The following is a 25,898-nucleotide window of genomic DNA, read 5'->3' as shown; positions in this document are numbered from 1 at the left end:
CTCATCGCGTGACGGACCATTCGCGCTGCGGCGCGCCCGAGCCAAGCAACATGCAGCGTCAGATGATTGCTCTTATTGGCCTTTCTCGGTCATCCCAGCTTCGCCGACGCCGCGGGCCGCGGCGATGTCGCCGAAGGTGCGGTCCTCGCCGTCCAGGACGGCGGCCTCCCCGGTGGCCTCCTGCCAGCGCCGGACGATGACGTCGGCGTAGGCAGGATCGAGCTCGAGCAGCACGGCGCGCCGCCCGGTGCGCTCCGCCGCGATCATGGTCGTCCCGGAGCCGCCGAAGGGATCGAGCACGGTGTCGCGCTGCTTGCTGCTGTTGCGGATCGCGCGCTCCACCAGCGCCACCGGCTTCATGGTGGGGTGCAGGTCGTTCCGCGCCGGCTTGTCGAAGTGCCAGACGTTGCCCTGGTCGCGGGCGCCGCACCAGTAGTGCTGGGCGCCTGCCTTCCAGCCGTAGAGCATCGCCTCGAACTGCTGGTGGTAGTCGGCGCGGCCGAGCGCGAAGGTGTTCTTCGCCCAGATGATGGTGCTCGACCACTTCCCACCGGCCTCCTGCCAGGCGCGATGCAGCGTCGGCCACTCGGACGAGGACATGCAGACGTAGCAGGCGCCCTTCGTCACCGAGAGCAGGTTCGCCAGCGCCGGGCGAAGGAAGTCGAGGAAGCCAGAGCCCAGCGCGTCGTTGGCGATCGTCATCCTGGCCGCTGTGCCGCCCCGGTAGGCGACGTTGTAGGGCGGGTCCGTGAAGGCCATGTCGGCGAGGCGATCGGCACCGAGCGCCCGCTGCACGTCATCTAACCTGGTCGCGTCGCCGCAGAGCAGGCGGTGCTCGCCGCAGCGCCAGAGGTCGCCCGCGCGGGTGACCGGGACGGCGGGCGGCGGCGGGGCGTCGTCGGCGCCGTCTTCGCCGAGCCCGGCGTCGGCCGCGGCCAGCAGCCGGTCGAGCTCCATCCCTGAGAAGCCGAGGACGTCGAGGTCCACCGCCGCCTCGTCGCGGATGCGGGCGATCTCGGCCGCCAGGAGCGCCTCGTCCCAGCCGGAGTTGAGCGCGATCTGGTTGTCCGCCAGCCGCAGGGCCCGGGCTTGCGCCTCGGTCAGGTGGGCAAGGCGGATCGCCGGCACCGCCGCCATGCCGAGGCGCTTGGCCGCCATGACCCGGCCGTGGCCGGCGACCAGCACGCCGGCGGCGTCGACCAGCACCGGGTTCACGAAGCCGAATTCGGCGATCGAGGCGGCGATCTGCGCCACCTGCGCCTCGGAGTGGGTGCGGGCGTTCTCGGCGTAGGGGACGAGCGCTACCACTGCCACGGTGGTGACCTGAAGCTCAGGCTGCATCGGCGGCCTCCGCCGGGACCCGTGCCGCGGCGACGGCGTCATAGTCCCGCCCGTCCTCCGCCAGGGTGACCGGCAGGTCGGGGTGCAGCAGGCGCCAGCGGGCGATCGCGAGGTCGACATAGGCCGGGGCGAGCTCGATGGCCCGCACCCGCCGCCCGGTGCGCTGGCCGGCGAGGAGCGTGGTGCCGGAGCCGGCGAAGGGCTCGAACACCGCCTCGCCCTCGTCCGTGTAGGCCCGCATCAGGAACTCCGGCAGCGCGACCGGGAACACCGCCGGGTGCTCGGTCTCGATGCCGCGGCCCTTGTGGCGGGTGATCCGCAGCACGCTGTCCGGGATCCGGCTCTCCTGCACCGGCAGGCCGATGTGGGTGTAGGCCTTCACCTCGCCGTCGGCGGCGCGCAGCCCGCTGCCCTTGTTCGGGGTGCCGGCCCACTTGCAGGGCACGATCTTGTTCGGCTGGCGCGCCTCGCGGTTGAGGTGGAACACCAGCTCGAAGGCCGGCGCGAGGCGGCCGTTCCAGTCCCCGGGCAGGCCGGGACCCTGGTCCCAGGCGTAGAGGCCGAAGCGGCGCCAGCCCTGCGCTCGCATCCAGTCCAGCCAGCCGGACCAGTAGGGCTGCCATTCCCCCTCGCGGTGGATCAGGCCGAGGTTCACCAGCGCCTGGCCGTCGTCCCGCAGGATCAGCGGCAGATGCTGGAACACGCCCCGCATCAGCGCATCCCAGTCGGAGACGCCGCCGGTGGTGTAGTCGCGCTGGTTGCCATAGGGCGGGCTGGTGAACAGCAGCGCCGCGTGGTCGCCAGCCATGACCTGAGCCACCGAAGCAGCGTCGGTGGAATCCCCGCAGAGCAGGCGGTGCTCGCCGAGCAGCCAGAGGTCACCGGGGCGGGTGATGGCCTGGCGCGGCGGGTCCGTTTCGGCATCGGCGGGGTCCTCCGCCGGCGCCTCGTCCGTATCCGCCATGCCAGGCGCGCCACCCCCGCCGGCCTCCGGCTGATCTGCTTCCTCGGGCGCTTCGCCATCGGTGACGGCGGTCTCTGCCGCCGCGAGGATCGCGCTCAGCTCGTCGGCCGAGAAGCCGAGCGTGGCCACGTCGATCTCCGCCGCGGCCTGCACGCCGGCCAGCGCCTCGCGCAGCAGCGCCTGGTCCCAGGTGGCGTTCTCCGCGATGCGGTTGTCGGCGAGTCGGAGCGCGTCCTTCTGCGCCGGCGAGAGGTGGCGCAGCACGATCACCGGCACCCGCTCGAGGCCGAGCGCCACCGCCGCCTCGAGCCGGCCATGGCCGGCGATCAGCACGCCCGCCTCGTCCACCAGCAGCGGGTTGGTGAAGCCGAAGGCCAGCATGCTGGCCTTGATCTGCTCGATCTGCGCCGCGCCGTGCACCCGGGCGTTGCCGGGGTGGGCGCGCAGCTCGGCCACCGGGCGCAGCAGGATCTTCGCCGCCATCCAGGGGAGCGTCATCGGGCCATCCGGGATCAGGGTGGGTGCGAACCATGCGCGGCGGCCAGCGGGAACCGCGCGCCGCCACGGTTCGCAGCTAAACGATTGAGATCAGGGCCGTGTGGTGCGAACCGCGAACCATGTTTTCGGCCTGGCGCTGGCGAAGTCGCGCGCTTCCGCCCCCCGCATACGCCAGGCGCAGGAAGGACCCTGCAGCGCGAGAGCCACTGTCGCTGGCGAGCCAGTGCGGCTGGCGAGTCGCGCCGCGGCCGCACCTGGCGCGACTATCGGGAGTCTATCCGCAGCGGATTCCAAGCCGCCAGACGGCGAATTGTAACAGCGGCTCCGGCGCGGCGTGGGCGCATGCCGGGCAAAGCGATCAAACCGCGGCCGGCGCCGTCTCCTCCAGCGCCGCGAGCGCGCGCTCGACCGCGTCGCGGCTGGCGACCAGCGCCGCATGGACCAGGCCGGCGTGCCGCGCCGCCGCCGGCTCGCTGCGGTCGATGTCGGCCAGCTGCTCCTCCGCCTCGTCCACCCCGGCCGCAAGCTCGTCGCGCAACTCGCCGAGCCGCTCCCTGACCTCGGTCCGGTCGTCGGGGCTGGTGTCGCTGAGCCAGCCCGCGACGATCGCGTCGACCTCGCGCGCCATGCGGCCGGGCGGCATACCCTTCGCCGCGAACTCGGCGAGCCGCGCCAGGGCGGCGTCGAGCGGGCGGAGAGCCCGCGGCGGCTTGCGTGCGGCCATCGCTGTCACCTGTGCTGTGTTCACCACCGAGCCTAGCATGTTCCGTTCTTGTTCTCGAACGTCTCGCCTGCCTGCGCGCGGTGATGGTGACGGCCGCCGCTCGTGCGGTCAGGCCGCGTGCGAGCGGCGGGCCAAGCCGTAGTGGCCCGCCAGCACGCATAGCGCGGCCACCAGGATGCCCTGCGCCTGGCTGTGGCCGAGGCTGCGCCCGCCCCAGCCCTGCCGCGCCGCCCACTCCCGGATCGAGGCCTCGCAGCCGAGCACATGCCAAGCGCAGGAGCCGGTGGCGCCGTCGTGGCCGCCCAGCGCCTCCAGCGCCGCCGCGACCTTGCGCCGAGCGGTCAGGTGCCGCTCCGTGAGCGCATCGCCGGTGCCGCGGGGGAGGCGGAGCAGCGGCATGGCCCGTAGTGTGTCCAGCGCCGCGGCGCGGAAGTGCCCGCGGAAGATCACCCCGGCCTCGTGCATGGCCGGGGTGATGGTGCCGTTCGCCAGCATGGCGCCCAGCGTGTCCACCGCCCGCCGGTGCGCCACGGGCACGCCTGTCTCCGGGTCCGCCTCCCGCACCGGCTCGCCGAAATCGCCGTGCTGCAGGCGCCACTTCGACGGCTTCGACAGGTCCTCGCGCTCCGGCGTGGCCCGCTTCGCCTTCCGCCTACCGGCCGCCATGCCGCACGCCTCCGTCTCGCCGGCCCCAGCGCCGGTTGGCCTCGTTGGTGACGGCCTGGCGCAGCCAGGGGTCGGTGATCTCCGCGACCGGCAGCACGGCCACGCCGTGCTCGTGCCAGACGCGGGACCGCATGGCGTCGAGATCCATGGCGGTGGTCGGGCTGCGTGCCAGGTCCAGGCACGAGCGAGGCGGGCACGGCGAACCGGCGAGCCTCATGCCCGGCCTCCCGAGGATTCGGTGGCCCAGAGCAGCAGGGCGATGGCGTCCGCCTCGTTGTCGTCGGCCGGCGCGAAGCCGCGGGCCCGCATCGCGGCGACCATCGCCGCCTTGTCGGCGTTGCCGCGGCCGGTGGCGAAGCGCTTGATCGTGCCGACCGGCACACCCGCGTAGGGGATACCGGCCTCCTCGCACCACGCCGCCAGGTGCGCCAGGAAGCCGCCATAGGCGTGCGCTGCGTCCGTGCCGGCGTGGCGGCGCACCTCCTCGAACATCACGCGGCCGAGGCCGCCCGACAGCATCACCGCCTCGGCCAGCCAGGCGCGGAAGCGCAGGAAGCGCATGCCGCCGCCCTCGAACCGGCTCGGCCGGAAGGTCATCGTGCCGGAGGTGATGCCGCCGTCGCGGCCGCGCAGCGCCCAGCCGGTGGTGGTGCCGAGGTCGAGGGCGAGGACGGCGAGGCGGTCGAGCGCGGGGGCCGGCGGCGTGGCGACGGGCGGGCCGCTTGCACCGGCGGCGGGCATGGGGAGAGTCGAGGGAGCCATGGGGTCTCCGAGAGGGGATCGTCGTGGTGGGGGCGGCAACGGTGCGGTTCTTGGCGGAGCTCGCCGTCGCCGCCCGGCTTCGAGAGGCTGATCGACGTGGTGGGCGGCCCGCGAGCGATCGGGCTACGGGCCTGCCACGGGCTGGCCGTCCAAGCTGGTCCAACCCGGCCCAAGCAGGTGAGACAGGAATTCGGTTGGCTTATCAGCGACTTGGCGCGATCCGTCCAACCCGCCCAACCTCCCGACCGCCCCCAATATCCCGTATAGGAAAACGTATGTCCGGCCGACCTACATCCTTCGCGCATGGCTCTAAGGGAGAAGGTTGGACAGGTTGGACGACATGGGATGAGCGTGCCGAAGGCCGCGGAATACCTGCGCTTCCGGCTGTCCAACCTGCGGCGTGCGGGTTGGACAAGGCTGGACGAGGTTGGACCGCGCGGTCGCTGCGTCATCGCCCGGGAGTTCCTGGCGCCATGTAGCGCCACTCGCGCGGCGGCGTTGTGGTCCGGTACTTCACCCACTTCCTGGCGCGGAAGAAGGCGCCGACCCGCATCTGGTCGGCGCGCGTCCACTTCGCGGCCTCGATGCCGAGCGCCTGCTCCAGCACCTCGCCGATCGAGACGTCGGTCAGCGGTTGTGCGCGCGGGACGTAGCGATCCTGCCAGTCCTCGAACTGGCCGACACCCACGTTCACCGGCTTGCGCTCGGAGACGAGCCAGCGCTCGATCCGCGCGTCCCAGGCGTCCCCCTGGTAGCGCGCCTCCTGCGCCGCGCTGGCCTCGGCGACGAGCGCGCGGTCCTCGATCCACCAGGGCGCCCCGGCACGATGGCGCGCGACCGCCTCGGCCCAGAGCTGGTCGCGGTCCCGCCGCAGCCCGTCCAGGTCGATGTGGCCGCAGCGCAGCGGCCAGAAGCGCCGGTTGCCCGTCTCGTCGCGCAGGTAGGTGTCCGGGTTCACCGTCCCGGCGAAGACGCATTGCCGCGGCACGGTGACGACGTAGCGCTCGTAGGGCGGCCGGTAGCGGTCCGTGGTGCGGCTCAGGAACGCCTTGATGCGGGAAACGTCCGCCTGGCCGATGGCGTCCAGCTCCGCCATCTCGATGATCCAGACGCCGCGCATCTGCTGCGCCGCGTCCTTCGAGCCGAGCTCGGCGAGCTCGTCGGTGAACCAGGGCTCGGAGGCGAGCACCTTCAGCGCGGTCGACTTCCGGATGCCCTGCGGCCCCTCCAGGATCAGCATGTGGTCGGCCTTGCAGCCGGGCTGCATGATCCGCGCCACCGCCGAGACCATCCACAGCGAGGCCATGCTGCGGTGGAGCGGCGTGTCCTCGGCGCCGAGGTAGGTGACCGCCCAGGCGTCGAGCCGCGGCGTGCCGTCCCAGGCCAGCGCCTCCAGGTAGTCGCGCACCGGATGGACGCGGACGTTGCGCGCCACGGCGACGACGCTGCGGCCGACCACTACCGGCGGGACGTTGATCTCGTGCCGCTGCAGCCATTCGGCGCAGCGCACGTCGTCGGCTTCGCCCCAGGGCCGGGGCAGCGGTGCGCCCGGCGGATCCCAGGGCAAGGCGCGCGCCACCATGATCTCCTGGCTGAACTCGTCGAACACCAGGGCGCCGGCGAAGGCGGCGTCGAGCGAGAGCGCGGTGATGACGTTGGCCTCGTTGCGCTCCGGCGTGCCGCCCGCGTCGATCCGCAGCAGCGAGGCCCAGGGCGGCCGGACCGGCGCGCGCCGCACGTCGCCCGTGGCGTTCAGCCGCCGACGCAGCTCGGCCAGCTGCTTCTCCAGGATGGAGACGGCGATGCCGGTGGCGGTCTTCACCGCGGCGAGGATCTGGCGCTCGGGCAGCGGATCGAGGTGGGCCATCGCCAGCCGGCCGAGGAGGTCAGAGAGCGGCGCGGCGTCGGGCGGGCGGGTGAGGTCGGCGGCTGCGGCGAGCAGCTCCTCGACCGTGGCCGGCTCTGGTGCGGCCGAGGGCGGATCCGACGGGGGGGCCGGCTGCCGCTGGTAATCCGCCGCGGTCGCGCCGCGCCGCAGGTCGTCGTTGAAGTCGTCGCCGTGCAGCGGGGCGAGGATGCGCGAGGGGATGCCCGCCAGGTTCAGCCGGTCCGCCAGCGTCGCCGCGGCCTGCATGCCGGCATGCCCGGCATCGGCGAAGATGGTGACGCGGGTGGTGCCCTCCGGCCACTGCCAGCGCCGCAGCCCGTCGGCCGAGAGCGCCGCCATGGTGGGGACGCCGAACAGGGCCATGGCGGCGAGCGCCGTCTCGATCCCCTCCGCCACGCCGATCCGCCCGTCCTCGGGCATCGGCGCGAGCCGCACCGTCCCGCCGGCGACGGGCCCGAGCATCTTCTTGCCCGGCGGCGCCTTCCCAGAGCCGTCGTCGAGCAGGTAGGTGCGGTGGATGCCGCCGGTGGCCTCGCCGGCCGCGTCCCGCACCACCGCGACCATGCCCGGCCAGCCGCGCCGGCTCTCGAAGTCGGCGAGGTCGGGATGGAACAGCAGGTCGGGGCTGTCCGGCAGCGCGAGGCCGCGGCCCCGGAGGTAGGTCTCCGCCGCCGTCCCCACGGGCGGAACGCATCCGTCCAGGATGCGCGCGACCTCCCGGCTGTGGTCGGGCCTCGGCTCGGGCGGGCGCGGCGGCGCCGGCCGATCCATGCGGGCGAGCCGCGCGGCCTCGTCGAACAGGCGGGCATCCGCCGCGCCGGTGCCTTGGGCGAGCATGTCGATCGGCCCGGCGCTCTCGCCGGTGGCGTGATCGAAGCCCCAGCCGGCGAAGCGCCCCTCGAGGTGGATCACGCAGGAGCCCTCGCCGCGGGGCGGCCGGCCGGAGAGGTCGGCGCAGCGCAGCGTCCTGCCGTCCGGCGAGCGCCGCGCGTTCGGGAACAGCGGCGGCAGCCACTCCCGCGCCGTCTCGGCGAGGCGGCGGCGAATCTCCGCCAGATCGTAGCGCACCGGCCCCAGACCGGCGTCGTTCAGGTCGATCGGGACCGTGGTCATGCGACGATCACCAGCCCCCACTCGGCACGCGTGATGGCGGTGTAGAGCCAGCGCCGGCGATCGAGCTCCGTCCGGCCCAGACCGTCGTCCCAGACAACAACAGTCGGGAACTGGCTTCCCTGCGCCTTGTGTCCGGTGATGGCCCAGCCGAAGGTCGCCTCGGTCAGCCCCTTCTTGAGCTTCCAGTCGCGGTCATGCCGCTGCCGGTCGAAGGCGACATGGTCCTCGAAGTGCCCCTTGTAGATCCGCAGCCGGCCGCGGCTGCCGTCGGCCTGCGGCGCGCCGATGCGGTTGCCGTCCTCGTCCGTCACCACCGCCGAGAGATAGTGGCTGCCCTCGTCGACGATGTCCGAGAGGCTGAGGAACATGCCGTTGATCAGGCCGAGGTCATTCTGGTTCTTGAGGCAGATAATCTTCTCGCCCGGCCCACTGGGCAGCCAGCCGCCGTCGCCGAAGCCGGCGGCGCGGCGCATGGCGTTGTTCAGCTGCAGCCGGGTCGCGTTCAGGCCGCAGATCACCTGGCCGCCGCGCAGCGCCTGCTCCGGCGTGACGTCCGTCTTGTGCATTTTCCAGACGTGGTCGTCGTAGCGGCCGAAGCCGATCGGCTCGCCCTGCCGCGCCATGGTGGCGAGGCGGATGATGGCGCTCTCCGCCGCCTGGCGGTGGATCTCGGTCAGCATGACGTCGGGCGCGTCCTTGGTGAACGCGCCCTCGCCCTGGATCGGCGGCAGCTGGCCGGGGTCGCCGAGCACCAGGATCGGCTTGCCGAAGCTCATCAGGTCGCGCGCCATCTCCTCGCCAACCATCGAGACCTCGTCGAGCACGATCAGCTTCGCGTGCGCGGCGTCGCTTTTCGGGTTGAGGGCGAAGCGCGGGCGCTTCATGTCGGCGACGCCCTGCCGCATGGCCTCGATGGCCGCCTCGGCGGCGGTGCGCTCGAAGCCGGAGAGACCGCGCGCCCGCGCCACCGCCTCCTCGACCTTCTTCTCGGCCGCCTCGACCTCCTCCTCGGTCGCCTCGATGACGGAGTAGATCAGGCTGTGGATGGTGCGGGCCGGGGTGCCCTTGCGGCGCAGCACCAGCGCGGCCTTGCCGGTGAAGGTGGCCGTCACCACCCCGGGCACGCAGGCCTCGCCGTCGCCGCCGCTCCTGTGGTGCTGGAGGCCGAGCTCCTCCAGCGCGAAGCGCAGCACCGTCGACTTGCCGGTGCCGGCATAGCCGAACAGCCGGAACACCTGCTTCCGGTCGGCTTCGTTCTGGAACCAGTGCTTGATCGCCGCGATCGCGCGGTGCTGGGTGTCGGAGGGGGTGATGCTCATGGCGCCTCCCAGCAGCGGGTCGCGTAGGGACAGGAGCGGCAGAGGTGGAAGTCGGACGCCTGGGCGATGCGCGGCGGCAGCTCGCCCGCCTCGGCGGCGCGCAGGATGTCGACGGCGTGGTCGGAGAACCGCTGTGCCTCGGCGGCGTCGAAGGGCACCGCCTCGTGGTGCAGCGCGAGCGTGTCGCGGTTCAGCGCGGTGAGCAGCGCCACCTCCAGATCGAGGTAGGCCATGTAGAGCTGCACCTGCGCGAAGTAGATCGGCTTCGACAGCCGCAGCCCGCGCTTGACCAGGTCGGTCCAGGACTTCTGGCCGAGCGCCTTGTGCTCCCACAGCGCCGGCCAGCGCAGCCCGACAGCGGGGCCGCCGACGATCACGCCGTCGGCGTGCCCGCGCAGCCGGCCGCCGGCCGCCACGAAGCCGAACTGCTCGCCATCCGCGCCGCGGTCGCGGAGGTCGAAGCCGGCGAGACGGAGCCAGCGGATGGACAGCGCCTCGAACTGGTGGCCGGCGTCGAACACCCGCAGGATGCCCGGCTCGAAGTCGCGGTCCTTCGGCGCGTGGGTGATCTCGTAGACGAGCTTGCGGGCGCAAGGCTCGCCGACGCGGCTGCCGCCGAGATAGTCGCGCGGCCGTTGCTGCCGCTGCCGCGCCAGCAGGGCGGCGTCGAGATGCGCGTTGATGCGCGCGGTGATGACGGCAGCGTCGCCCGGCGACGCGTCGCCTCGCCCATAGACCGCACCGGAGCCGTGGTTCAGGTCGAGCAGCACCGGTCCCCCTAGAACGGCAAAGGGTCGTCGAGCGGATCGCGCTCGGCCGCCTGGCGCTGCATCGAGGCCTGGAACCCGTCGACGCAGGCCTCGATGATGCGGTCGATCTCGGCCGCGCTGCGGTCGTGGAAGGGCGCGAGCAGGCCGAGCTCCTGCAGCACCTCGGCGAAGGACCGGCGCGCCTCCCGGATGGCGCGCTCCTCCATCGGGGTCTTGTCGATCACGCCGCCTCTCCGCCGTGCCAGCGCACTGCCAGCGTCGCAGCAGCGCATCGAGCAGAAGGACAGCTTCGGGTGGACGCCGAGCCGAAGCTCATGGACGTAGCCGAAGCCTTTCGCCTCCCGGCCGCAGAGCGCGCAGGTGAGCCGGCGCACCTGGTCGGCCGGCGTGCATCCCGGCAGGGGTACCGGGCCGGGAGCCGGGGCGCGGGGCTCCCGCGGCCGCGCCCAGCGTCGTCGCGCCATGCCGCCATCAGCCGTTCAGCCAGGCTGGACCGTTGGCGAGCGGCGCCTGCGCGGGTGGCGGCGCGGGCTGGGCGGGCGGCATAGCGGCAGGCGTGGCCCACGCCGGGGCGGTCGCCACCGGCGCCCGGGGCGCGCCCGTGTTGGCCCAGGCGGGCGCCGCCGCGGCAGGCGCGGATGCCGGGCGCGGCGCGCGCTGCGCGGAAGGCGACGGCGGCAGCGCCTCGCCCGCCATGATGCGCGCGTATTCGGGCTCGCCCGGCAGCACGACGCGGTCGAGCCGGTTGCTGTCGCCGTAGCGGGAGTCGCTCGCCGGCTCGATGCGGAGCTTGGCCGCGAAGGTGATGCCGTGGAGGTCGGCGAGGCCGCGCAGGATGCGCCTGGCCCTGGCCGCCTCGCTCATGTCCTTAGGATCGAGGCCGCAGGCGCTGTCGATCATCGCCCGGAACATCCCCTTGGAGATCTTCCAGCCGATGGAGACGCCCTGCTCGTCCACCTTGCCGCCCGCGACGGTGAAGCTCTGCCAGAACTTCCGCCGCGCATGCGGCCCCGCCACCACGGTGAACTCGCAGTCCAGCATGCGCACATCGCTGCCGGGCGTCTTGGCGGCCTTGAGCAGCCCGCGATCCACCTCGCTCGCGCCGTCGATGCCGCCCTTGCGGATCTCCATGCGCACCTTCACGAAGCTGCCGTCCGGGATGAGGTCGGTGCCGCGCGGCAGCTCGGCGTCGTTCATGTCGAAGGTCATGCGTCAGCTCCTGGGCGCGAGGTTGATCTTGCGGAGAAGGGCGGCGAGGTCGGGCGGCTCGGTCTCGTCGAGGCGGCCCGAGCGGTCCTTGGCCGGCAGGCCGAAGGCGTTGCCGGTGCGGCAGACGAGACGGCGCTCGGTGCCGCGCTCGGGGTCGTGCACGGGCGCGCCCTGCGGATCGCGCGAGAACAGCGCCATCGAGACCACCTGGTCGACGATGCCCGGCAGTTCACGGCCCGCCTTGCCGCCCTCCATCTGCGGCTGCCAGGACAACCGCCCGAACTCGTCGGTGACGCGCTCCAGGATGCCGACCATGATCACGGTCTTGCCCGGCGCGTGCTGCAGGTGCTTCAGCAGAGCAATCACCTCGCGCGCCATCAGGCCGTAGGCGCCACGGGTGTCGGGCTTGCCGGTCTTTTCCGAGAAGGCTTCGGGCCGGGTCTTGGCCCAGGCCATCGCTTGCCGCGTCAGGTCGGTGATCGAGTCGAGGAAGACGATGCTCTTGCCGGCGAGCAGCCGGACCAGGTCGGGATGCGCGGCCACCAGGTGCTGGTGGTGCGCCGCGGAGAAGAAGCCGTTCGGGTCCGCCGCGGGGTTCACGCCGCCGATGAGGCAGGCGAGGTCGATCGCGTCCTCGAAGGTGCGGATGGGGAGGCTGTCGCCGCGCCAGTCCTGCACCGACTTCAGCCCGGCCTCGAGGTCGATGCACAGCGTGGGCTCGGCCGGCAGGGTCTTGAGCAGGCTGGTCTTGCCGACGCCGCTCGGGCCGAACAGGGCCATGGTGGTCTTGTTCGCCCCGGCCGAGAGCCGCTCGTCGGCGGTGACGATGCGCAGCGCCATCAGCCGATGCTCCCGAGGCTGCCGGCATGCGGGCTGTCGCGGCGGGCCGTCTCCGAGAGGATGGTGAGCCGATAGCTCGGGCGTCCGGTGCGCACGATGCGCGCCGGCTCGAAGGCCTGGCGGATGCGCTCGGGCCAGGCGGCATAGGCCCGCTCGGAGACCTTGAAGCTGACCTCGAGGTATTCGGTCGGGTCCTCGCCGCCGGTGCGGATCTGCTCGGCGAGTGCGGCGAGCCGTCCCTGGTCCCACTCGACGCGCTTCGGCAGCTCGGCGACGACCTCGACCGCGCCGTCCTGGAAGCGCACCGTGCCGGTGTCCTTGCCGGCGGCGCCGCGGGCGGCGATCGCACGCTGCTCGTAGCGCAGCGCGATGGCGGCCTCGATCCAGTCGGCCAGGCGCCTGGCGGCCTCGACCGCCTCCCGGGCATCGGCCTGCAGCAGCGAGAGATGCTCGGCCGGCAGCACGATCACCTCGCCGACCGCCATGTGGCGGAGCGCATCGAGGGTCGGTCGGTTCGGGCGGAGGGCGTCCATCATGCCGCCTCCGCGAGCATCTGCGACAGCCGGTTCGGCACGATGTGCCGCGGGCGGCGGCGGGCAACGATGAGGTAGGAGTAGTCCTCCTCGCCGTGGCGGCGCTGGACGAGGTGCGCGAGGCCGGCCTCGGCCAGCGCCCAGGCGCGGTGCGCCAGCCGCAGCAGGGCGAGCCGCTCCGCGTCGGGCAGCAGCTGCGTCAGCGGCGAGGTCTCGCAGGCGAGGAAGCCGCGGTGGTAGGCGAGGCGCTCGCCGGGGGCGGCGGCGCCCAGCCAGGCGCAGAGCGCCGCCTCGCTGAGCGGCGCCGCGCCGTTCGGGGTGTCGGGAATGCAGGTGTCCATATCCATCATTACCCAGCGGTCCTCGAATCCGTCTCACGCCAGCGCGGGGATCCCCGCGGCGAGCAGGCGCAGGCGCATCTCGCGGAGGCGGCGGTAAAGGACGGTGCGCGGGACCGGCCCCCGCTTGGCGACCGCATGCGGGGTGTCGGCGGCCAGGGCGGCGCAGAGCGGATGATCGACGGGATCGATGGCGGACGCCGCGCGCTCCAGGTCGAGGCGGCGCTCCAGCGCCCCGATGCGGTCAACGCCCTGCCCGCACCAGGCGCCGTAGCCCTCCTCCTCCAGCAGCGCGTCGCCGACGGTCAGACCGTCGCCGCCGGGGAGCGGGTCGTCGAGCGACACTCCGGCCCGCCCGGCGCGCTCGCGCCGGATCTGCTCGGCGAGTCGCGCGGCGCGGTGGCGGAAGACGACCGCCGCGAAGGCGCGCAGGTCGCCGCGGGCGGGGTCGAAGCGGCGCAGCCGGTGCAGGAGGTCGCAGATCAAGTCCTGGCGGATGTCCTCGCGCTCCTGGGCGGGCAGCCGCAGGGCGCGGCAGAGGCGGCGCGCGGCGGCGTCGGCGAGGCGGCACAGCGGGTCGAGGTCGGCGAGCGTGGGTGAGGCGGCGGTCATCGGCAGGTCCGGTCCATCGTCGGGTGGCGGTGGACGGAGCCTCGGCGAAACCGACGCCCACAGGGTTGGGCGTGGCGTGGGCGGGTTATGGGCGGTCCGCCGCCCCCGCCCCCTGCCTCACGGGTCGAGCCGGATCAAGTCGTGCTCGACCCCGAGGGCGTAGCCCTGGTTCGACCGGGTCTGCACGAAGTCGGCGGGTGCGATGCCGTCCGGCAGGGCCGGTGCGATCGCCTCCCGCAGGTCGCGCACGGCGTCGGCGACCAGCCGATCGTCGACCGACCGGTTGCCGTAGAGCGCGCGCTCGATGTCCCGCCGGGACGCGATGGCCCGGCGGCTGGCCGCGGCCGCGATCGTCTGGGCGACGAGGAAGCGCCGCTGCGACAGCTTCACCGTGCGGCCGAAGAGAACGATCGAGCGCGCCCCCGCCCGGAGGATGACCTTCGGTTCGCGTGCCGGCGTCGGCTCCAGCGATGCGCCGTCGAGCGCGAATGCCGGCCCGGCGGCCCCCGCCAGGGCGTCCAGCGCGGGGATCGCGTGGAAGCCGGCCGTGGTGAGCCGCCGCATGTCCGCATGCTCCATGCCGGACGGCAGCAGGACCGTGACCGGGCAGCCGACCGGCGCCTCGGCGCGCACCAGCGCGACGAGATCGGGGTCTCGGCCGGCGACCGGGTCAAGGACAAGGACGATGGCGCGGCCGGTTGTTGGCGTCCGCCCCAGCATCCACGCCCCTTCGGTCACCATGAACGGGGTCCCCGGCAGCCCCGTGGCCGCGGCGATCAGGCGGACCAGCGCCTCCGGGTCGATCGCAAAGCTGCGGACCTCGTGCGGCGCCAGCACCGTGTCGCAGGCGTGGTCCTCCGGGCACTCCGCGACGAAGCGGCCGTCGATCTCGGCGATGGCGCGCGGGCCGCAGCCGGCGTCGCAGGTCCGGCAGGGCGGCCAGGTCGTCGCCGGCGCGCGCTCTGTGAGCACGCGGTCGGCGAGCAGCCGGTCGAACGCCCGGCCGAAATGCGGTTGCGCCTCGCGGCCCCACAGCGCCGCACCGCGCCCGGCCTCACTCCGCCGCAACAGCAGCTTCGGCAGGCTCTCGCTCACGGCAGAACCGGTTCCTCCGCAGCAGCTCCATCACGCGCGCCTCGTAGCGCTGCCGCTTGAAGGCGGCGATCGAAGGCGGCTTGACCTTGACCGTCACGCTGGCCGGCCGGCGCCCGCGCCGCGCCTCGAACAGCACCCGGAACACGGCGTGCCCGATGCGGTAGCGGCCGGGTCCGAACGCGACCCAGTCGGTGTGCTCGCCGATGCGCCGCAGCGCGTTGGGCCGCTCGCCGAAGTCCCGCGTGACGTAGCAGGCCTCGACCACCGGCGGATCGCCGGCGCGACCGGGCGCGCCGAGGCGGTCGAGCGCCACCTCGACGATGTCGACCCGCAGGATGCCCGGGTCAAAGGCGTGGTCGACCTCGAAGCCGAGGCCGGTCCGCTCGATCCGCTCCAGCGTGTAGAGGTCCTGGCAGTCCTCGCCGGCGAAGAAGCCGGGCCGGCCGAGCAGGTGGGCGGCGAAGGCTTCGGCCAGGTCGGCGCGGCGGGCCTTGCTGATGCCCGCGACGCCCAGCCGCCCGGAGCCGGCGTGGTAGGAGAGCACGGCGTGTTCGAGGCTGCGGAAGCTGATGACCCGCTCCTGGCCGGCCTCGATCACTGGCACGGTCGAGACCGGGGCGCCGTGCGTGACGATCAGGTTGATCTGGTCGCCGTCCTCGTACCAGCCGACGCGGCAGTGCGCGCCGCGGTGGTCGCGGCGGAACATCTCGGCGGCGGCGGCCTCGAACGCCGCCCGGGCGACGATGTCGAGGCGCGGTTCGACGCCCTCGTCGCGCCCGACATACTCGGCGAAGGAGCTGCGCAATTCCTTGGCGAGCATGTCGGAGGCCGCATCGAAGACCGGGCGGTGGTCGAGGAAGGCGAGCAGGGCGAAATGCTTCGGGTCGACCGGCAGCGGCTCGCCTTGTGCGTCCATCGGGACCTCGATGACGACCTGGCGGCGCCGTGCGCGTTCCAGCAGCAGGTTCATGCCATGCTCGGTGCCGAGCTCGGCGATATGGTGGAGGTCGGCGACGAGGCCGGGCGGGAGCTCGTCCTCGGGCCCCTCGAAGAACGCGGCGAGCGCGTCGCGGACCGCGGCGTCGTCGCCGCTGTCGAACACCGCCAGGTCGAAGCCGCGCCCGGCCGCCGCGGCGGGCGGCGGGGGCTGGCGCTCGAACAGGCGGCGCAGCAGGGCGAGGTCGATGGTCTTGAGGAACTTCGGATTGACGAACTTCCGTAGGTCGTTGGCCATCCAGCGAATATCCCGGCACAGTTCCTAATCCGTTCTACTAGGAGACAGACCCGGAGTCGAATCCAAAGACCGAGTCGGGTGAGACGGATCGGCGCCGGCCCGGGTAATGATGGGGATGAGCCCTTTCATCGCCGGCAACCTCCACCTCCCGCCTCACCTGCGCGAGGTCTGCGCCCTCCTGGCCGCCGGCCTGCTGCGGCTGCGCAGCCGCACTGCCGAGGAAGTGGTGCGCGACGCCGAGCGGGCCCGGGACCGGGGAGAGGTTCGCCTACACTCCGCGCCCCGGCAGCGCCGTCATGCCAACCCGACTCGTCGGAGACAGGCATGACGAAGCGCCCGAATCGCAATTTGCAGCCCACCGCGGCACCGGCCGCGGCGGTCGCCAGCATCCCCCCGGCCTGCGTGCTGCCCCGGCTGGCGGCGCTGCAGACCGCCGACATCGCCGACCTGAAGCAGCAGTGGCGCGAGCTCTGCGGCACCGAGCCGCCGCCCTACAACAGGAAGTTCCTGGAGAGCCGGCTCGCCTACCGCATCCAGGAGCTGGCCTATGGCGGGCTGAAGCCGGAGACGTTGGCGCGGCTCGAGGCCCTGGGCGAGCAGCTCGACGGCGGCAGCGTGGTGCTGCGCCGGATCCGCGCCGGCGAGGACCGGCCGATCGCCGGCACGCGGCTGGTCCGGGAATGGCAGGGCGTCCAGCACACCGTCACCGTGCTGCCGGACGGCTTCGAGTACGAGGGCCGCCCCTACCGTTCCCTCTCTGCCATCGCCCGCGCCATCACCGGCACGCGCTGGAACGGCTGGACCTTCTTCGGCCTGAAGGCCTAGCGAGGGCAGGCATGAGACGCAGGACGACTGCCGCGGCCGAGGCCGCCATGCCGGCCGCGGTGAAGAAGCTCCGCTGCGCCGTCTACACCCGGAAGTCGACCGAAGAGGGGCTGGAGAAGGAGTTCAACAGCCTCGACGCCCAGCGCGAGGCCTGCGAGGCCTTCATCGCCAGCCAGCGCGCCGAAGGCTGGGTGCTGGTGCCGGACCACTACGATGATGGCGGTGTCTCTGGCGGCACCCTGGAGCGTCCCGCCCTGCAGCGCCTGCTCGCCGACATCGAGGCCGGCCGGGTCGATGTGGTGGTGGTCTACAAGATCGACCGCCTCAGCCGCTCGCTGATGCACTTCGCCAAGCTGGTGGAGGTGTTCGACGCGCACAACGTCACCTTCGTTTCGGTGACTCAGAGCTTCAACACCACGACCAGCATGGGCCGGCTGACGCTCAACATCCTGCTCAGCTTTGCTCAGTTCGAGCGCGAGGTGATCAGGGAGCGGGTGCAGGACAAGATCGCCGCCTCGAAGGCGCGTGGCATGTGGATGGGCGGCCCGGTGCCGCTCGGCTACGAGGTGCGCGACCGCAAGCTGGTGGTGAACGAGGCCGAGGCCGCGCGGGCGCGACGGGCGTTCGAACTCTTCGCCGAAACCGGCTCCGGCGTGGAGGCCGTCCGGCGGCTGCGCGCGGAGGGCGTGCTGACCAAGACCGGCCGGCCCTTCGACAAGGGGGCGCTCTACCGGCTGCTGAACAACCGGACCTACCTCGGCGAGGTGGCGCACAAGGGCAAGGTCCACCCCGGCGAGCACCGGGCCATCGTGTCGCGGGCGCTGTGGGACCGGGTCCATGCCATCCTGCAGGAGAGCCCGCGGGTGCGCGCCAACCAAAACCGCCGGCAGACCCCGGCGCTGCTGCGGGGCCTCATCTTCGGGCCGGACGGACGGGCGATGTCGCCCACCCACACGCGGCGTCGGGGGCGGCTCTACCGCTACTACGTCAGCCAGGCTGTGCTGAAGGGGGCAGCGGACGACTGCCCGGTCCGGCGCCTGCCGGCGGCTGAGATCGAGGCCGCGGTGGTGGACCAGGTCCGGGCGCTGCTGCGCCAGCCGGAGGTGGTGGTCGGCACCTGGCGGGCGGCGCGGGTCGAGGCGGCGGACCTGACCGAGGCCGAGACCCTGGCCACCTTGGAGCGACTGGACCCGCTCTGGGACGAGCTATTCCCGGCCGAACAGGCCCGCATCATCCGGCTGCTGGTGGAGCGGGTCGAGGTCAGCCCCGCCGGCGCCGACATCCGGCTGCGGCTGGAAGGGCTGGCCAGCTTGGTGCGCGACCTGGGTGGCATCGGCACTGAGACCCGGAGGGCCGCATGACCGCGGCGGCCAGCATCACCGTCCGCGTTCCCCTGGCGATTCGCCGCCGCGGCGGGCGGAAATTGGTCGTCGCGCCGGACGGCGGCGCGCCTGGCGCCGCGCCGGCGCGTACGCGGGCCGACCCGGCCCTGGTGAAGGCGCTGGCCCGGGCGCATCGGTGGAAGCGGCTGCTGGAGAGCGGCCGCTACGCCTCCCTCGGCGAGCTGGCCGCGGCCGAGAAGATTGATCGCTCCTTCCTCGGCAAGATGCTGCGGCTGACGCTGCTGGCACCAGATCTGGTTGAGGCAATCCTGGACGGCCGGCAGCCCGACGACTTGACGTCAGCGGACTTGAGCGGGGCGGTGCCGGCACGTTGGGACGACCAGCGTGCCACCTTTGGCATCGTCAAGCCCCGTCCAGGACGGGGTCACCGTATCGAAGGGCCTGCAACAGGGCTGGCGCACGATCAGTTTTTATGTAAGAAAGGGGCCTAGATTTTACATTGCTTCCGCCCTAACGAAAGTCGCCTTTCACAAGGATGCCCTCGCCCAGCCCCCAAAGCCGCCTCGGGCGATACGAAACGACCAGCGTCGGCGGGGAGGCAGCGCGCGCCTTCGTGCCCCCGCCGCTGCCACCGATCCCGCCCATCGACGTCTCCAGCCTCCTGATCCCGTTGCAGCGGGCGCAGATGGCGCTGGGCCGACTCGACGGAATGGCGTCCATCCTGCCGGACACCGGGCTGTTCCTTTACATGTACGTCCGGAAGGAAGCGCTGCTCTCGTCGCAGATCGAGGGCACACAATCCTCCCTGTCGGACCTCCTCCTCTTCGAAACCGACGAGGCGCCTGGCGTCCCGATGGACGACGTCGCCGAGGTGTCCTGCTACGTTGCGGCCTTGAACCGCGGCCTTGAGCTCCTGCGCGGTGGGCTGCCGCTCTCGCTCCGCCTTATCCGCGAGATCCACACCGTCTTGCTCGCCTCCGGTCGCGGCGCCGGCAAGCAGCCGGGCGAGTTCCGGTCCTCGCAGAACTGGATCGGCGGTCCGCGCCCCAGCCTCGCCGCCTTCGTGCCCCCGCCACCGCAGCACGTCATGGCTTGCCTCAGCGACCTGGAGCGCTTCATCCACGCCGACACGCCGGACCTGCCGACCCTGATCAAGGCCGGTCTGGTGCATGTGCAGTTCGAGACGATCCATCCCTTCCTCGACGGCAACGGGCGCCTCGGGCGCCTGCTGGTCACCTTCCTGCTTTGTGCCGAGGGGATGCTGCGGGAGCCGATCCTTTATCTCAGCCTCTACCTGAAGATGCACCGGCAGACCTACTACGATCTGCTGCAGCGGGTGCGCGACCAGGGAGATTGGGAGACGTGGCTGCGCTTCTTCCTCGACGGCGTGGCCGAGACGGCGGAAGGCGCGACCGAGGCCGCGCGGCAAATTCTCGCCCTGTTCGCCGAGGACCGCACGAAGATCGAGGCGCTGGGGCGCAGCGCCGGCTCCGCGCTCCGCCTGCATGATCTGCTGAAAGCGCAACCCCTGCTGTCAGTAGCGACGGCGACGGCGCGGCTGAACCTCTCGCATCCCACGATCGGCAGCATAATGGCGCGGCTGGTGGACCTCGGCATCCTGCGCGAGACCACGGGTCGCCAGCGCGGCCGGCTCTTCGCCTATGGCCGCTATATCGACATCCTCAGCCGAGGGACGGAGCCACTCCCGCGATGAAGCGACGCCTAAATCCCGAGGCCGGCATCAACCGGCCCACCCCATGCTGTGCTGCAGATCGGATCGGCCGTTCCACAGGGGAAGCACGGTGAACGCCGTCGAAATTGAGGAAGCCGTCTCCGCTCTGGCCGAGAAGCCTTTCGATCGCGCGGAATTCCCCTATGCCTTCCTCGAGGCCTTCGGGAACAAGCAGACGACGCTGAAGCGCCTGCGCAGCGGCGCGTCCAACAAGTCCGACCTGGGCGGCGTGCTGCAGACCAACAACATCCACATCGCCACCTGCGACCCCGGCCAGGTGACGGTGACGCTGCAGGCTTTGAAGGCCAGCCCGGCGACGGCACGGGCGAAGGCGAAGTTCATCCTCGCCACGGACGGCGACAGCTTCGAGGCCGAGGACCTGACGAGCGGCGAGACGGTTGCCTGCGCCTATCGCGATTTCCCCGACCACTTCGGCTTCTTCCTGCCGCTCGCGGGCATCACGACCGTCAAGCAGATCCGGGAAAGCTCCTTCGACATCAAGGCCACGGGCCGCCTCAACCGACTCTACGTCGAGCTGCTGAAAGACAATCCGGAGTGGGGCACCGCGGCCCGCCGCCCAGACATGAACCACTTCATGGCGCGGCTGATCTTCTGCTTCTTCGCGGAGAACACCGATATCTTCAGCCGGCCGCTGCTCTTCACCTCCACTGTGCAGACGATGAGCGCGTCCGACTCCTCGAACACGCATGAGGTGATCAGCACGATCTTCCGGGCAATGAACGTAAAGGCCGCTGACCGTGCCGCGGGGGGCATTCCTCGCTGGGCGGATGCCTTCCCGTATGTCAACGGTGGGCTCTTCTCCGGTAGTGCGGAGGTGCCGCGCTTCAGCAGGATCGCGCGGTCCTACCTGCTGCACATCGGCAGCCTCGACTGGAAGAAGATCAACCCGGACATCTTCGGGTCCATGATCCAGGCCGTCGCGGAGGACGAGGAGCGCGGCGCGCTCGGCATGCACTACACGAGCGTGCCGAACATCTTGAAGGTGCTGAACCCGCTCTTCCTCGATGACCTGCGGGAGAGGCTGGCGGAGGCCGGGGACAACCCGCGCAAGCTGCTCAACCTGCGGAACCGCATGGCGAAGATCAGGGTGTTCGATCCGGCCTGCGGCTCCGGCAACTTCCTGGTGATCGCCTACAAGGAGATGCGGGCGATCGAGGCGGAAATCAACAGGCGCCGCGGCGAGGCGGACCGCCGGTCGGATATCCCGCTCACCAACTTCCGTGGAATCGAGCTTCGGAACTTCCCGGCCGAGATCGCGCGCCTTGCGCTCATCATTGCGGAGTTCCAGTGCGACGTGCTGTATCGGGGTCAGAAGGAGGCGCTTCAGGACTTCCTACCGCTCGATACTGAGAACTGGATCATCTGCGGCAATGCTCTGAGGTTGGACTGGCTGAGCATCTGCCCGCTGACAGGAACCGGGGTAAAGCTTCAAGCGGACGACCTTTTCAGCACGCCTTTGGACCAGGCGCAGATGGACTTCGAGAACGAAGGGGGAGAGACGTACATCTGCGGAAATCCACCCTACGCCGGAAAAGGCAAGAAGACTCCTCAACAGATCGAGGATATGGAATTCATCTTCGGTCCTTTCGGTGTCAAGCATGGTTATATCGACTACGTCGGGTGCTGGTTTATGAAGGCCGTCGAGTATGGCGCCCGGGCGAAGTCAGCGTTCGCTTTCGTGACCACAAACTCGCTTTGTCAGGGTCACCAAGTGCCGCTGCTGTGGCCGCTACTTTTCCGGACAGGCTACCGTATTTCCTTTGCCTATACGTCGTTCAAGTGGGCCAATCTCGCGAGCCACAACGCTGGTGTGACCGTCGTTGTGATCGGACTCTCAGCGGAAACAAGGAAACTACCCCGAATCTTCACCGTGTCCGCCGACGGCGCGCAGCTGTCGAAAGAGGTATCCAACATTAACGCCTACCTCGTTGCAGGCCCCAACCTGTTCGTGGAGAAGCGCTCGGACCCGCTCGGCGGGGCTGCATCCATGGACTTGGGCAACATGCCCTACGACGGCGGCCATCTGCTTCTGGAACGCCACGAAATCGCCGAACTTGGCCTGACGGAGGATCTTGAGAAGAAGCTCATTCGCCGGATTTACGGCTCAAAAGAGTTCATTAGCGACAACCCTCGGTACTGCCTCTGGATCGAGGATTCGATGTTGGTCGAAGCCAGCAAGGTACCCGGCGTTGCGAAGCGCATCGAGGCGGTACGAGCCATGCGGCTGAAGAGTCCCGATAACGGGGGCCGTGCCCTGGCAGCCCGCCCTCATCAGATGCGAGAAATGTACGAGGCGCAGCACCACACGATCATCATGCCTCGAACCTCGTCCGAGTCGCGCCCGTACCTTCCTGTTGGCCTTCTCGATGCCCGCAGTATCGTGTCAAGCGAGGCGTTCGCGCTCTTCAATGCGCCCATATGGCAGGTCTCTATTATCGCATCGCGCCTACACCTCGTGTGGATCGCGACCGTCTGCGGACAGCTCGAAACGCGGTACCGTTACTCTAACGTCCTGGGCTGGAACACCTTCCCCGTTCCTCCGCTCACCGCAAAGAACAAAGCCGATCTGACCCGTTGCGCCGAAGATATACTGCTGACGCGTGAGGCACATTACCCCGCGACGGTCGCCGAACTCTACGACCCTGAGAGCATGCCGGCCGACCTCCGTGCTGCACACGAGCGCAACGACGAGGTGCTGGAGCGCATCTACATTGGTCGCCGATTCAAGAACGACACCGAGCGGTTGGAGAAGCTCTTCGAGCTCTACGCGAAGATGACGGCAGGCCAGGGAACGACGAAGAAGCAGAAAGCGAAGGCGACCGCATGAGCAGCCCGATCCAGTCCGTTCCCTCCGTCTCGGTCTCCTACAGCCGCAATGGCAGCTCGACCAAGGCCAATGCCCTCGGCATGCGGCCGATGCAGGAGCGCGCCTATGAGAAGCGAGGCGAGCAGTACCTGCTGATCAAGTCGCCGCCCGCTTCGGGCAAGAGCCGCGCGCTCATGTTCATAGCTCTCGACAAGCTCTACAACCAGGGCCTCCGCCAGGCCATCATCGTGGTGCCGGAGAAGTCGATCGGGTCCAGCTTCGCCGACGAGCCGCTGACGAAGTTCGGCTTCTGGGCCGACTGGACTGTCGCCCCGAAGTGGAACCTCTGCAACGCTCCCGGGACGGAGGGCGGCAAGGTCAACGCGGTTGGCGCCTTCCTCGCGAGCCCCGACAGGGTGCTCGTCTGCACCCATGCCACCTTCCGCTTCGCCGTGGACAGGTTTGGCGTGGAGGCCTTCGACGATCGGTTGATCGCTGTGGACGAGTTCCACCATGTCTCCGCCAACCCCGACAACAAGCTCGGTCTGCATCTCGGCGAGTTCATCGCCCGCGACCGGGTACATATCGTGGCGATGACCGGCTCATACTTCCGCGGGGACGCGGAAGCCGTCCTTGCTCCTCAGGACGAAGCGAAGTTCGATACGGTCACCTACACCTACTACGAGCAGCTCAATGGCTATGAGCACCTGAAGCAGCTTGATATCGGGTATTTCTTCTACTCAGGTTCTTACACCGACGACATCCTCAAGGTGCTCGATCCGACCGAGAAGACCATCGTCCACATCCCGAGCGTGAATTCGCGGGAGAGCACGAAGGACAAGATCCGGGAGGTCGAGCACATCATCGAGGAGCTCGGCACTTGGGAGGGCACAGACCCTGCCACCGGCTTCCAGCTTGTGCGCACCCCGGACGGCCGCCTGCTGCGCATCGCTGACCTGGTGGATGACGACCCCGCCAAGCGGGACCGGGTCTCAGCCGCCCTGAAGGACCCGGCGCAGAAGAACAACCGCGATCATGTGGACATCATCGTCGCCCTCGGCATGGCGAAGGAGGGCTTCGACTGGATCTGGTGCGAACATGCCCTCACTGTCGGCTATCGGTCGAGCCTGACCGAGATCGTCCAGATCATCGGCCGCGCCACGCGGGATGCGCCGGGCAAGACCCGTGCCCGCTTCACCAACCTGATCGCGGAGCCGGATGCGTCGGAGCAGGCCGTCGCGGAGGCGGTTAACGACACCTTGAAGGCGATCGCTGCCAGCCTGCTCATGGAGCAGGTCCTGGCCCCGCGCTTCGAGTTCAAGCCGAAGAAGGTTGATAGCGGGCCGTCCCCGGGCTTCGACTATGGCGCGGGCGGGTATGACCCGAACAAGTGTAACGTCGGCTTCAACGAGGAACAGGGCAAGTTCCAGATCGAGATCAAGGGCCTGGCCGAGCCAAAGAGCGAGGAGGCCGTCCGCATCTGCCAGCAGGACCTCAACGAGGTCATCGCCGCCTTTGTCCAGGACAAGACCGCGGTCGAGCGCGGCCTATTCGATCCCGAATTGGTGCCGGAGGAGCTGACTCAGGTCCGGATGGGCAAGATCATCCGGGACCGCTATCCCGAACTCGATGAGGCAGATCAAGAAGCCGTGCGTCAGCACGCCATTGCCGCCCTCAACCTCACGCAGAAGGCCAAGGAGGTGGCAACTGGCGGCGGGGACGGCGACAAAAATCTGAACACCGCCTTCATCGAGGGCGTGCGCAAGTTCGCCGTGGACGTGCGGGAGCTGGAGATCGACTTGATAGACAGCATCAACCCGTTCGGCGAGGCTTACGCGATCCTTGCGAAGACGATGAGTGAAGAGAGCCTGAAGCAAGTCCAGGCCATCATCAACGCCAAGCGGGTGACCATGACGATCGAGGAGGCACGTGACCTTGCCAAGCGCGCCTTGAAGTTCAAGCAGGAGCGCGGGCGCCTCCCATCGATCACCTCGCCGGACGCCTGGGAGAAGCGGATGGCCGAGGGCGTCGCTTTCCTGGCTCGCATGAAGGCGGAGGCTGCACGTGGCTAAGGCCTTCACCGAGGAAGATGGCGCCCTCCTTGAGGAACTTGGCGTCGAGATCGAGACGAAGCGCGAAGGCAGCCGGACTCCGCGCGAAGAGCGCATCATCGCGGGCTTCGAAGAGATCCAGCGCTTCGTCGAGGAGCACGGCCGCTGGCCGCAGCATGGGGAAGACCGCGACATATTTGAGCGGCTCTATGCAGTTCGTCTCGACCGGCTGCGGGAGCTTGAGGATGCACGCACTCTGCTGGCCCCCCTCGATCATCAGGGGCTGCTCTCTGCTGGGTCGCAGGCAGGCACGAGCATCCCTGACGAGATCGACGACGACGAGCTTCTCGCCCAGCTTGGGGTCGATGTGCCGTCGGCCTCCGCCATAACGGAACTGCGCCATGTGCGGACGGCCGCGGAGAAGCGCGAGGCGGAGGAGATCGCTAACCGCGAGAAGTGCGAAGATTTCGGGCGTTTCAAGCCCTTGTTTCAGCAGGTGCAGAAGGAGCTTGATGCCGGTGTCCGGCAGACCCGCCCGTTCGAACTTAAGGCGGAAATCAGGCCCGGGAGTTGGTTCATCGTCGGGGGCCAGAAGGCTTACGTTGCCGAGGTCGGTGAGCTTTTTACAAACGCCCAGGGCCGTACCGATGCACGTCTCCGCGTCATCTTCGACAACGGCACCCAGAGCAACATGCTCATGCGCTCGCTCCAGCGGGCGCTGAACAAGGACGCGGCTGGGCGACGGATCACCGATCCCGAAGCGGGTCCACTCTTCTCCGGCGAACGAGAGCAGGACGATCAGGCAAGCGGCACGATCTACGTGCTGCGAAGCAAATCGGACCATCCGCTCGTATCCGCCAACCGCGACCTGGTTCACAAGATTGGCGTCACGAACATGAACGTCGAGCAGCGCATCGCGGGCGCGCGACTTCAGCCGACGTTTCTGATGGCAGATGTGGAGGTCGTTGCAACCTATGACCTCTTCAACATAAACCGCACGAAGCTCGAGAACCTGATCCACCGGGTCTTTGGCCCGGCAAGACTGGAGATCGAGATCAAGGACCGATTCGGTAACCCCGTCGTCCCGCGCGAGTGGTTCCTGGTGCCGCTCTTCGCCATAAACGAGGCGGTCGAACGGATCAAAGACGGCACGATCACCCGGTACGTCTACGATCCCGCCACCGCTCGGCTGCAGCGGCAGTAACCGTTGTCCG

The 25,898-nt window shown here is 70.2% G+C and carries 24 protein-coding genes; 7 read left to right on the top strand and 17 right to left on the bottom strand.

Annotated elements, in window-relative coordinates; all coding sequences use genetic code 11:
* Positions 1-72 precede the first annotated feature (72 nt).
* The 17 genes from E5N76_RS18535 to E5N76_RS18455 form a co-directional block, all read right to left on the bottom strand.
* Entirely contained in the window at positions 73-1,341 is a 1,269-nt protein-coding gene (locus tag E5N76_RS18535; protein ID WP_149538813.1) for a site-specific DNA-methyltransferase, read from the bottom strand.
* A complete protein-coding gene (locus E5N76_RS18530; RefSeq protein WP_149538812.1) occupies positions 1,331-2,803 on the bottom strand; it encodes a site-specific DNA-methyltransferase in 1,473 nt (490 codons plus the stop codon). Before E5N76_RS18530 ends, E5N76_RS18535 begins: the two co-directional genes overlap by 11 nt.
* Before the next feature lie 358 nt (positions 2,804-3,161).
* Positions 3,162-3,527 carry a hypothetical protein gene (locus tag E5N76_RS18525; protein WP_149538811.1) on the bottom strand — a complete coding sequence of 122 codons (366 nt, stop codon included), beginning with the start codon at positions 3,525-3,527 and terminating at the stop codon, positions 3,162-3,164.
* Positions 3,528-3,635: 108 nt separating this feature from the next.
* Positions 3,636-4,193 (bottom strand): DUF6456 domain-containing protein, encoded by a 558-nt coding sequence (locus E5N76_RS18520; RefSeq protein ID WP_149538810.1) that lies wholly within the window; start codon positions 4,191-4,193, stop codon positions 3,636-3,638.
* The gene (locus tag E5N76_RS18515; protein WP_235907769.1) at positions 4,180-4,341 is read right to left on the bottom strand and encodes a hypothetical protein; all 162 of its coding nucleotides are present in this window, start codon (positions 4,339-4,341) and stop codon (positions 4,180-4,182) included. The genes E5N76_RS18520 and E5N76_RS18515 overlap by 14 nt, the downstream gene beginning before the upstream one ends.
* Before the next feature lie 65 nt (positions 4,342-4,406).
* Positions 4,407-4,934, bottom strand: a complete 528-nt coding sequence (locus tag E5N76_RS18510) for a hypothetical protein (RefSeq protein WP_235907768.1) — start codon at positions 4,932-4,934, stop codon at positions 4,407-4,409.
* A 469-nt stretch (positions 4,935-5,403) separates the two neighbouring features.
* Positions 5,404-7,956, bottom strand: coding sequence for a VapE domain-containing protein (locus E5N76_RS18505; RefSeq protein WP_149538807.1), 2,553 nt, complete (start codon positions 7,954-7,956; stop codon positions 5,404-5,406).
* A complete protein-coding gene (locus tag E5N76_RS18500; RefSeq protein WP_149538806.1) occupies positions 7,953-9,275 on the bottom strand; it encodes an ATP-dependent DNA helicase in 1,323 nt (440 codons plus the stop codon). The genes E5N76_RS18505 and E5N76_RS18500 overlap by 4 nt, the downstream gene beginning before the upstream one ends.
* The gene (locus E5N76_RS18495; RefSeq protein ID WP_149538805.1) at positions 9,272-10,045 is read right to left on the bottom strand and encodes a hypothetical protein; all 774 of its coding nucleotides are present in this window, start codon (positions 10,043-10,045) and stop codon (positions 9,272-9,274) included. The genes E5N76_RS18500 and E5N76_RS18495 overlap by 4 nt, the downstream gene beginning before the upstream one ends.
* 8 nt (positions 10,046-10,053) lie before the next feature.
* Entirely contained in the window at positions 10,054-10,509 is a 456-nt protein-coding gene (locus E5N76_RS18490) for a DUF6511 domain-containing protein (protein WP_235907767.1), read from the bottom strand.
* A gap of 7 nt (positions 10,510-10,516) precedes the next feature.
* Positions 10,517-11,254, bottom strand: coding sequence for a hypothetical protein (locus tag E5N76_RS18485; protein ID WP_149538803.1), 738 nt, complete (start codon positions 11,252-11,254; stop codon positions 10,517-10,519).
* Positions 11,255-11,257: 3 nt separating this feature from the next.
* The gene (locus tag E5N76_RS18480; RefSeq protein ID WP_149538802.1) at positions 11,258-12,094 is read right to left on the bottom strand and encodes an ATP-binding protein; all 837 of its coding nucleotides are present in this window, start codon (positions 12,092-12,094) and stop codon (positions 11,258-11,260) included.
* Positions 12,094-12,627 (bottom strand): hypothetical protein, encoded by a 534-nt coding sequence (locus E5N76_RS18475; RefSeq protein WP_149538801.1) that lies wholly within the window; start codon positions 12,625-12,627, stop codon positions 12,094-12,096. Before E5N76_RS18475 ends, E5N76_RS18480 begins: the two co-directional genes overlap by 1 nt.
* Positions 12,627-12,977: a hypothetical protein gene (locus E5N76_RS18470; protein WP_235907766.1), complete on the bottom strand. Its 351-nt coding sequence runs from the start codon at positions 12,975-12,977 to the stop codon at positions 12,627-12,629. Before E5N76_RS18470 ends, E5N76_RS18475 begins: the two co-directional genes overlap by 1 nt.
* 24 nt (positions 12,978-13,001) lie before the next feature.
* Complete coding sequence (locus E5N76_RS18465; RefSeq protein WP_149538800.1) at positions 13,002-13,577, bottom strand: sigma-70 RNA polymerase sigma factor region 4 domain-containing protein; 576 nt, start codon at positions 13,575-13,577, stop codon at positions 13,002-13,004.
* A gap of 117 nt (positions 13,578-13,694) precedes the next feature.
* Positions 13,695-14,672, bottom strand: coding sequence for a hypothetical protein (locus E5N76_RS18460; RefSeq protein ID WP_149538799.1), 978 nt, complete (start codon positions 14,670-14,672; stop codon positions 13,695-13,697).
* On the bottom strand, positions 14,632-15,906 hold the full coding sequence (locus E5N76_RS18455) for a hypothetical protein (RefSeq protein WP_149538798.1): 1,275 nt from the start codon (positions 15,904-15,906) through the stop codon (positions 14,632-14,634). The genes E5N76_RS18460 and E5N76_RS18455 overlap by 41 nt, the downstream gene beginning before the upstream one ends.
* Before the next feature lie 324 nt (positions 15,907-16,230).
* On the opposite strand from E5N76_RS18455, the gene E5N76_RS18445 reads away from it, so the two are divergent.
* From E5N76_RS18445 to E5N76_RS18415, 7 genes are all read left to right on the top strand, one after another.
* Positions 16,231-16,731, top strand: a complete 501-nt coding sequence (locus tag E5N76_RS18445; RefSeq protein WP_149538796.1) for a DUF2924 domain-containing protein — start codon at positions 16,231-16,233, stop codon at positions 16,729-16,731.
* Between the two features lie 11 nt (positions 16,732-16,742).
* The gene (locus tag E5N76_RS18440; RefSeq protein ID WP_149538795.1) at positions 16,743-18,092 is read left to right on the top strand and encodes a recombinase family protein; all 1,350 of its coding nucleotides are present in this window, start codon (positions 16,743-16,745) and stop codon (positions 18,090-18,092) included.
* Positions 18,089-18,565 carry a hypothetical protein gene (locus E5N76_RS18435; RefSeq protein WP_235907765.1) on the top strand — a complete coding sequence of 159 codons (477 nt, stop codon included), beginning with the start codon at positions 18,089-18,091 and terminating at the stop codon, positions 18,563-18,565. Before E5N76_RS18440 ends, E5N76_RS18435 begins: the two co-directional genes overlap by 4 nt.
* A 44-nt stretch (positions 18,566-18,609) precedes the next feature.
* Positions 18,610-19,788, top strand: a complete 1,179-nt coding sequence (locus E5N76_RS18430; protein WP_149538794.1) for a Fic family protein — start codon at positions 18,610-18,612, stop codon at positions 19,786-19,788.
* A gap of 88 nt (positions 19,789-19,876) precedes the next feature.
* The gene (locus tag E5N76_RS18425) at positions 19,877-22,654 is read left to right on the top strand and encodes a class I SAM-dependent DNA methyltransferase (protein WP_149538793.1); all 2,778 of its coding nucleotides are present in this window, start codon (positions 19,877-19,879) and stop codon (positions 22,652-22,654) included.
* Positions 22,651-24,705 (top strand): DEAD/DEAH box helicase, encoded by a 2,055-nt coding sequence (locus E5N76_RS18420; RefSeq protein WP_149538792.1) that lies wholly within the window; start codon positions 22,651-22,653, stop codon positions 24,703-24,705. The genes E5N76_RS18425 and E5N76_RS18420 overlap by 4 nt, the downstream gene beginning before the upstream one ends.
* Positions 24,698-25,888, top strand: a complete 1,191-nt coding sequence (locus E5N76_RS18415) for a GIY-YIG nuclease family protein (protein ID WP_149538791.1) — start codon at positions 24,698-24,700, stop codon at positions 25,886-25,888. The genes E5N76_RS18420 and E5N76_RS18415 overlap by 8 nt, the downstream gene beginning before the upstream one ends.
* Positions 25,889-25,898: the final 10 nt, after the last annotated feature.

Origin of the sequence: Siccirubricoccus phaeus (assembly GCF_008360935.1) — a bacterium.
Taxonomy (GTDB): Bacteria; Pseudomonadota; Alphaproteobacteria; order Acetobacterales; family Acetobacteraceae; genus Siccirubricoccus; species Siccirubricoccus phaeus.
Note: the sequence above shows the minus strand (reverse complement) of the source record. Positions and strands in the feature narration are given on the sequence as shown.

What these genes read in the sequence shown, in the direction of transcription:
- E5N76_RS18475 (WP_149538801.1), bottom strand. Translation starts at nt 12,627, where the DNA reads ATGGACGCCCTCCGCCCGAACCGACCGACCCTCGATGCGCTCCGCCAC.
- E5N76_RS18480 (WP_149538802.1), bottom strand. Translation starts at nt 12,094, where the DNA reads ATGGCGCTGCGCATCGTCACCGCCGACGAGCGGCTCTCGGCCGGGGCG.
- E5N76_RS18515 (WP_235907769.1), bottom strand. Translation starts at nt 4,341, where the DNA reads ATGGATCTCGACGCCATGCGGTCCCGCGTCTGGCACGAGCACGGCGTG.
- E5N76_RS18440 (WP_149538795.1), top strand. Translation starts at nt 16,743, where the DNA reads ATGAGACGCAGGACGACTGCCGCGGCCGAGGCCGCCATGCCGGCCGCG.
- E5N76_RS18505 (WP_149538807.1), bottom strand. Translation starts at nt 7,956, where the DNA reads ATGACCACGGTCCCGATCGACCTGAACGACGCCGGTCTGGGGCCGGTG.
- E5N76_RS18510 (WP_235907768.1), bottom strand. Translation starts at nt 4,934, where the DNA reads ATGCCCGCCGCCGGTGCAAGCGGCCCGCCCGTCGCCACGCCGCCGGCC.
- E5N76_RS18455 (WP_149538798.1), bottom strand. Translation starts at nt 15,906, where the DNA reads ATGGCCAACGACCTACGGAAGTTCGTCAATCCGAAGTTCCTCAAGACC.
- E5N76_RS18490 (WP_235907767.1), bottom strand. Translation starts at nt 10,509, where the DNA reads ATGGCGCGACGACGCTGGGCGCGGCCGCGGGAGCCCCGCGCCCCGGCT.
- E5N76_RS18465 (WP_149538800.1), bottom strand. Translation starts at nt 13,577, where the DNA reads ATGACCGCCGCCTCACCCACGCTCGCCGACCTCGACCCGCTGTGCCGC.
- E5N76_RS18445 (WP_149538796.1), top strand. Translation starts at nt 16,231, where the DNA reads ATGACGAAGCGCCCGAATCGCAATTTGCAGCCCACCGCGGCACCGGCC.
- E5N76_RS18535 (WP_149538813.1), bottom strand. Translation starts at nt 1,341, where the DNA reads ATGCAGCCTGAGCTTCAGGTCACCACCGTGGCAGTGGTAGCGCTCGTC.
- E5N76_RS18525 (WP_149538811.1), bottom strand. Translation starts at nt 3,527, where the DNA reads ATGGCCGCACGCAAGCCGCCGCGGGCTCTCCGCCCGCTCGACGCCGCC.
- E5N76_RS18520 (WP_149538810.1), bottom strand. Translation starts at nt 4,193, where the DNA reads ATGGCGGCCGGTAGGCGGAAGGCGAAGCGGGCCACGCCGGAGCGCGAG.
- E5N76_RS18530 (WP_149538812.1), bottom strand. Translation starts at nt 2,803, where the DNA reads ATGACGCTCCCCTGGATGGCGGCGAAGATCCTGCTGCGCCCGGTGGCC.
- E5N76_RS18470 (WP_235907766.1), bottom strand. Translation starts at nt 12,977, where the DNA reads ATGATGGATATGGACACCTGCATTCCCGACACCCCGAACGGCGCGGCG.
- E5N76_RS18500 (WP_149538806.1), bottom strand. Translation starts at nt 9,275, where the DNA reads ATGAGCATCACCCCCTCCGACACCCAGCACCGCGCGATCGCGGCGATC.
- E5N76_RS18485 (WP_149538803.1), bottom strand. Translation starts at nt 11,254, where the DNA reads ATGACCTTCGACATGAACGACGCCGAGCTGCCGCGCGGCACCGACCTC.
- E5N76_RS18430 (WP_149538794.1), top strand. Translation starts at nt 18,610, where the DNA reads ATGCCCTCGCCCAGCCCCCAAAGCCGCCTCGGGCGATACGAAACGACC.
- E5N76_RS18420 (WP_149538792.1), top strand. Translation starts at nt 22,651, where the DNA reads ATGAGCAGCCCGATCCAGTCCGTTCCCTCCGTCTCGGTCTCCTACAGC.
- E5N76_RS18435 (WP_235907765.1), top strand. Translation starts at nt 18,089, where the DNA reads ATGACCGCGGCGGCCAGCATCACCGTCCGCGTTCCCCTGGCGATTCGC.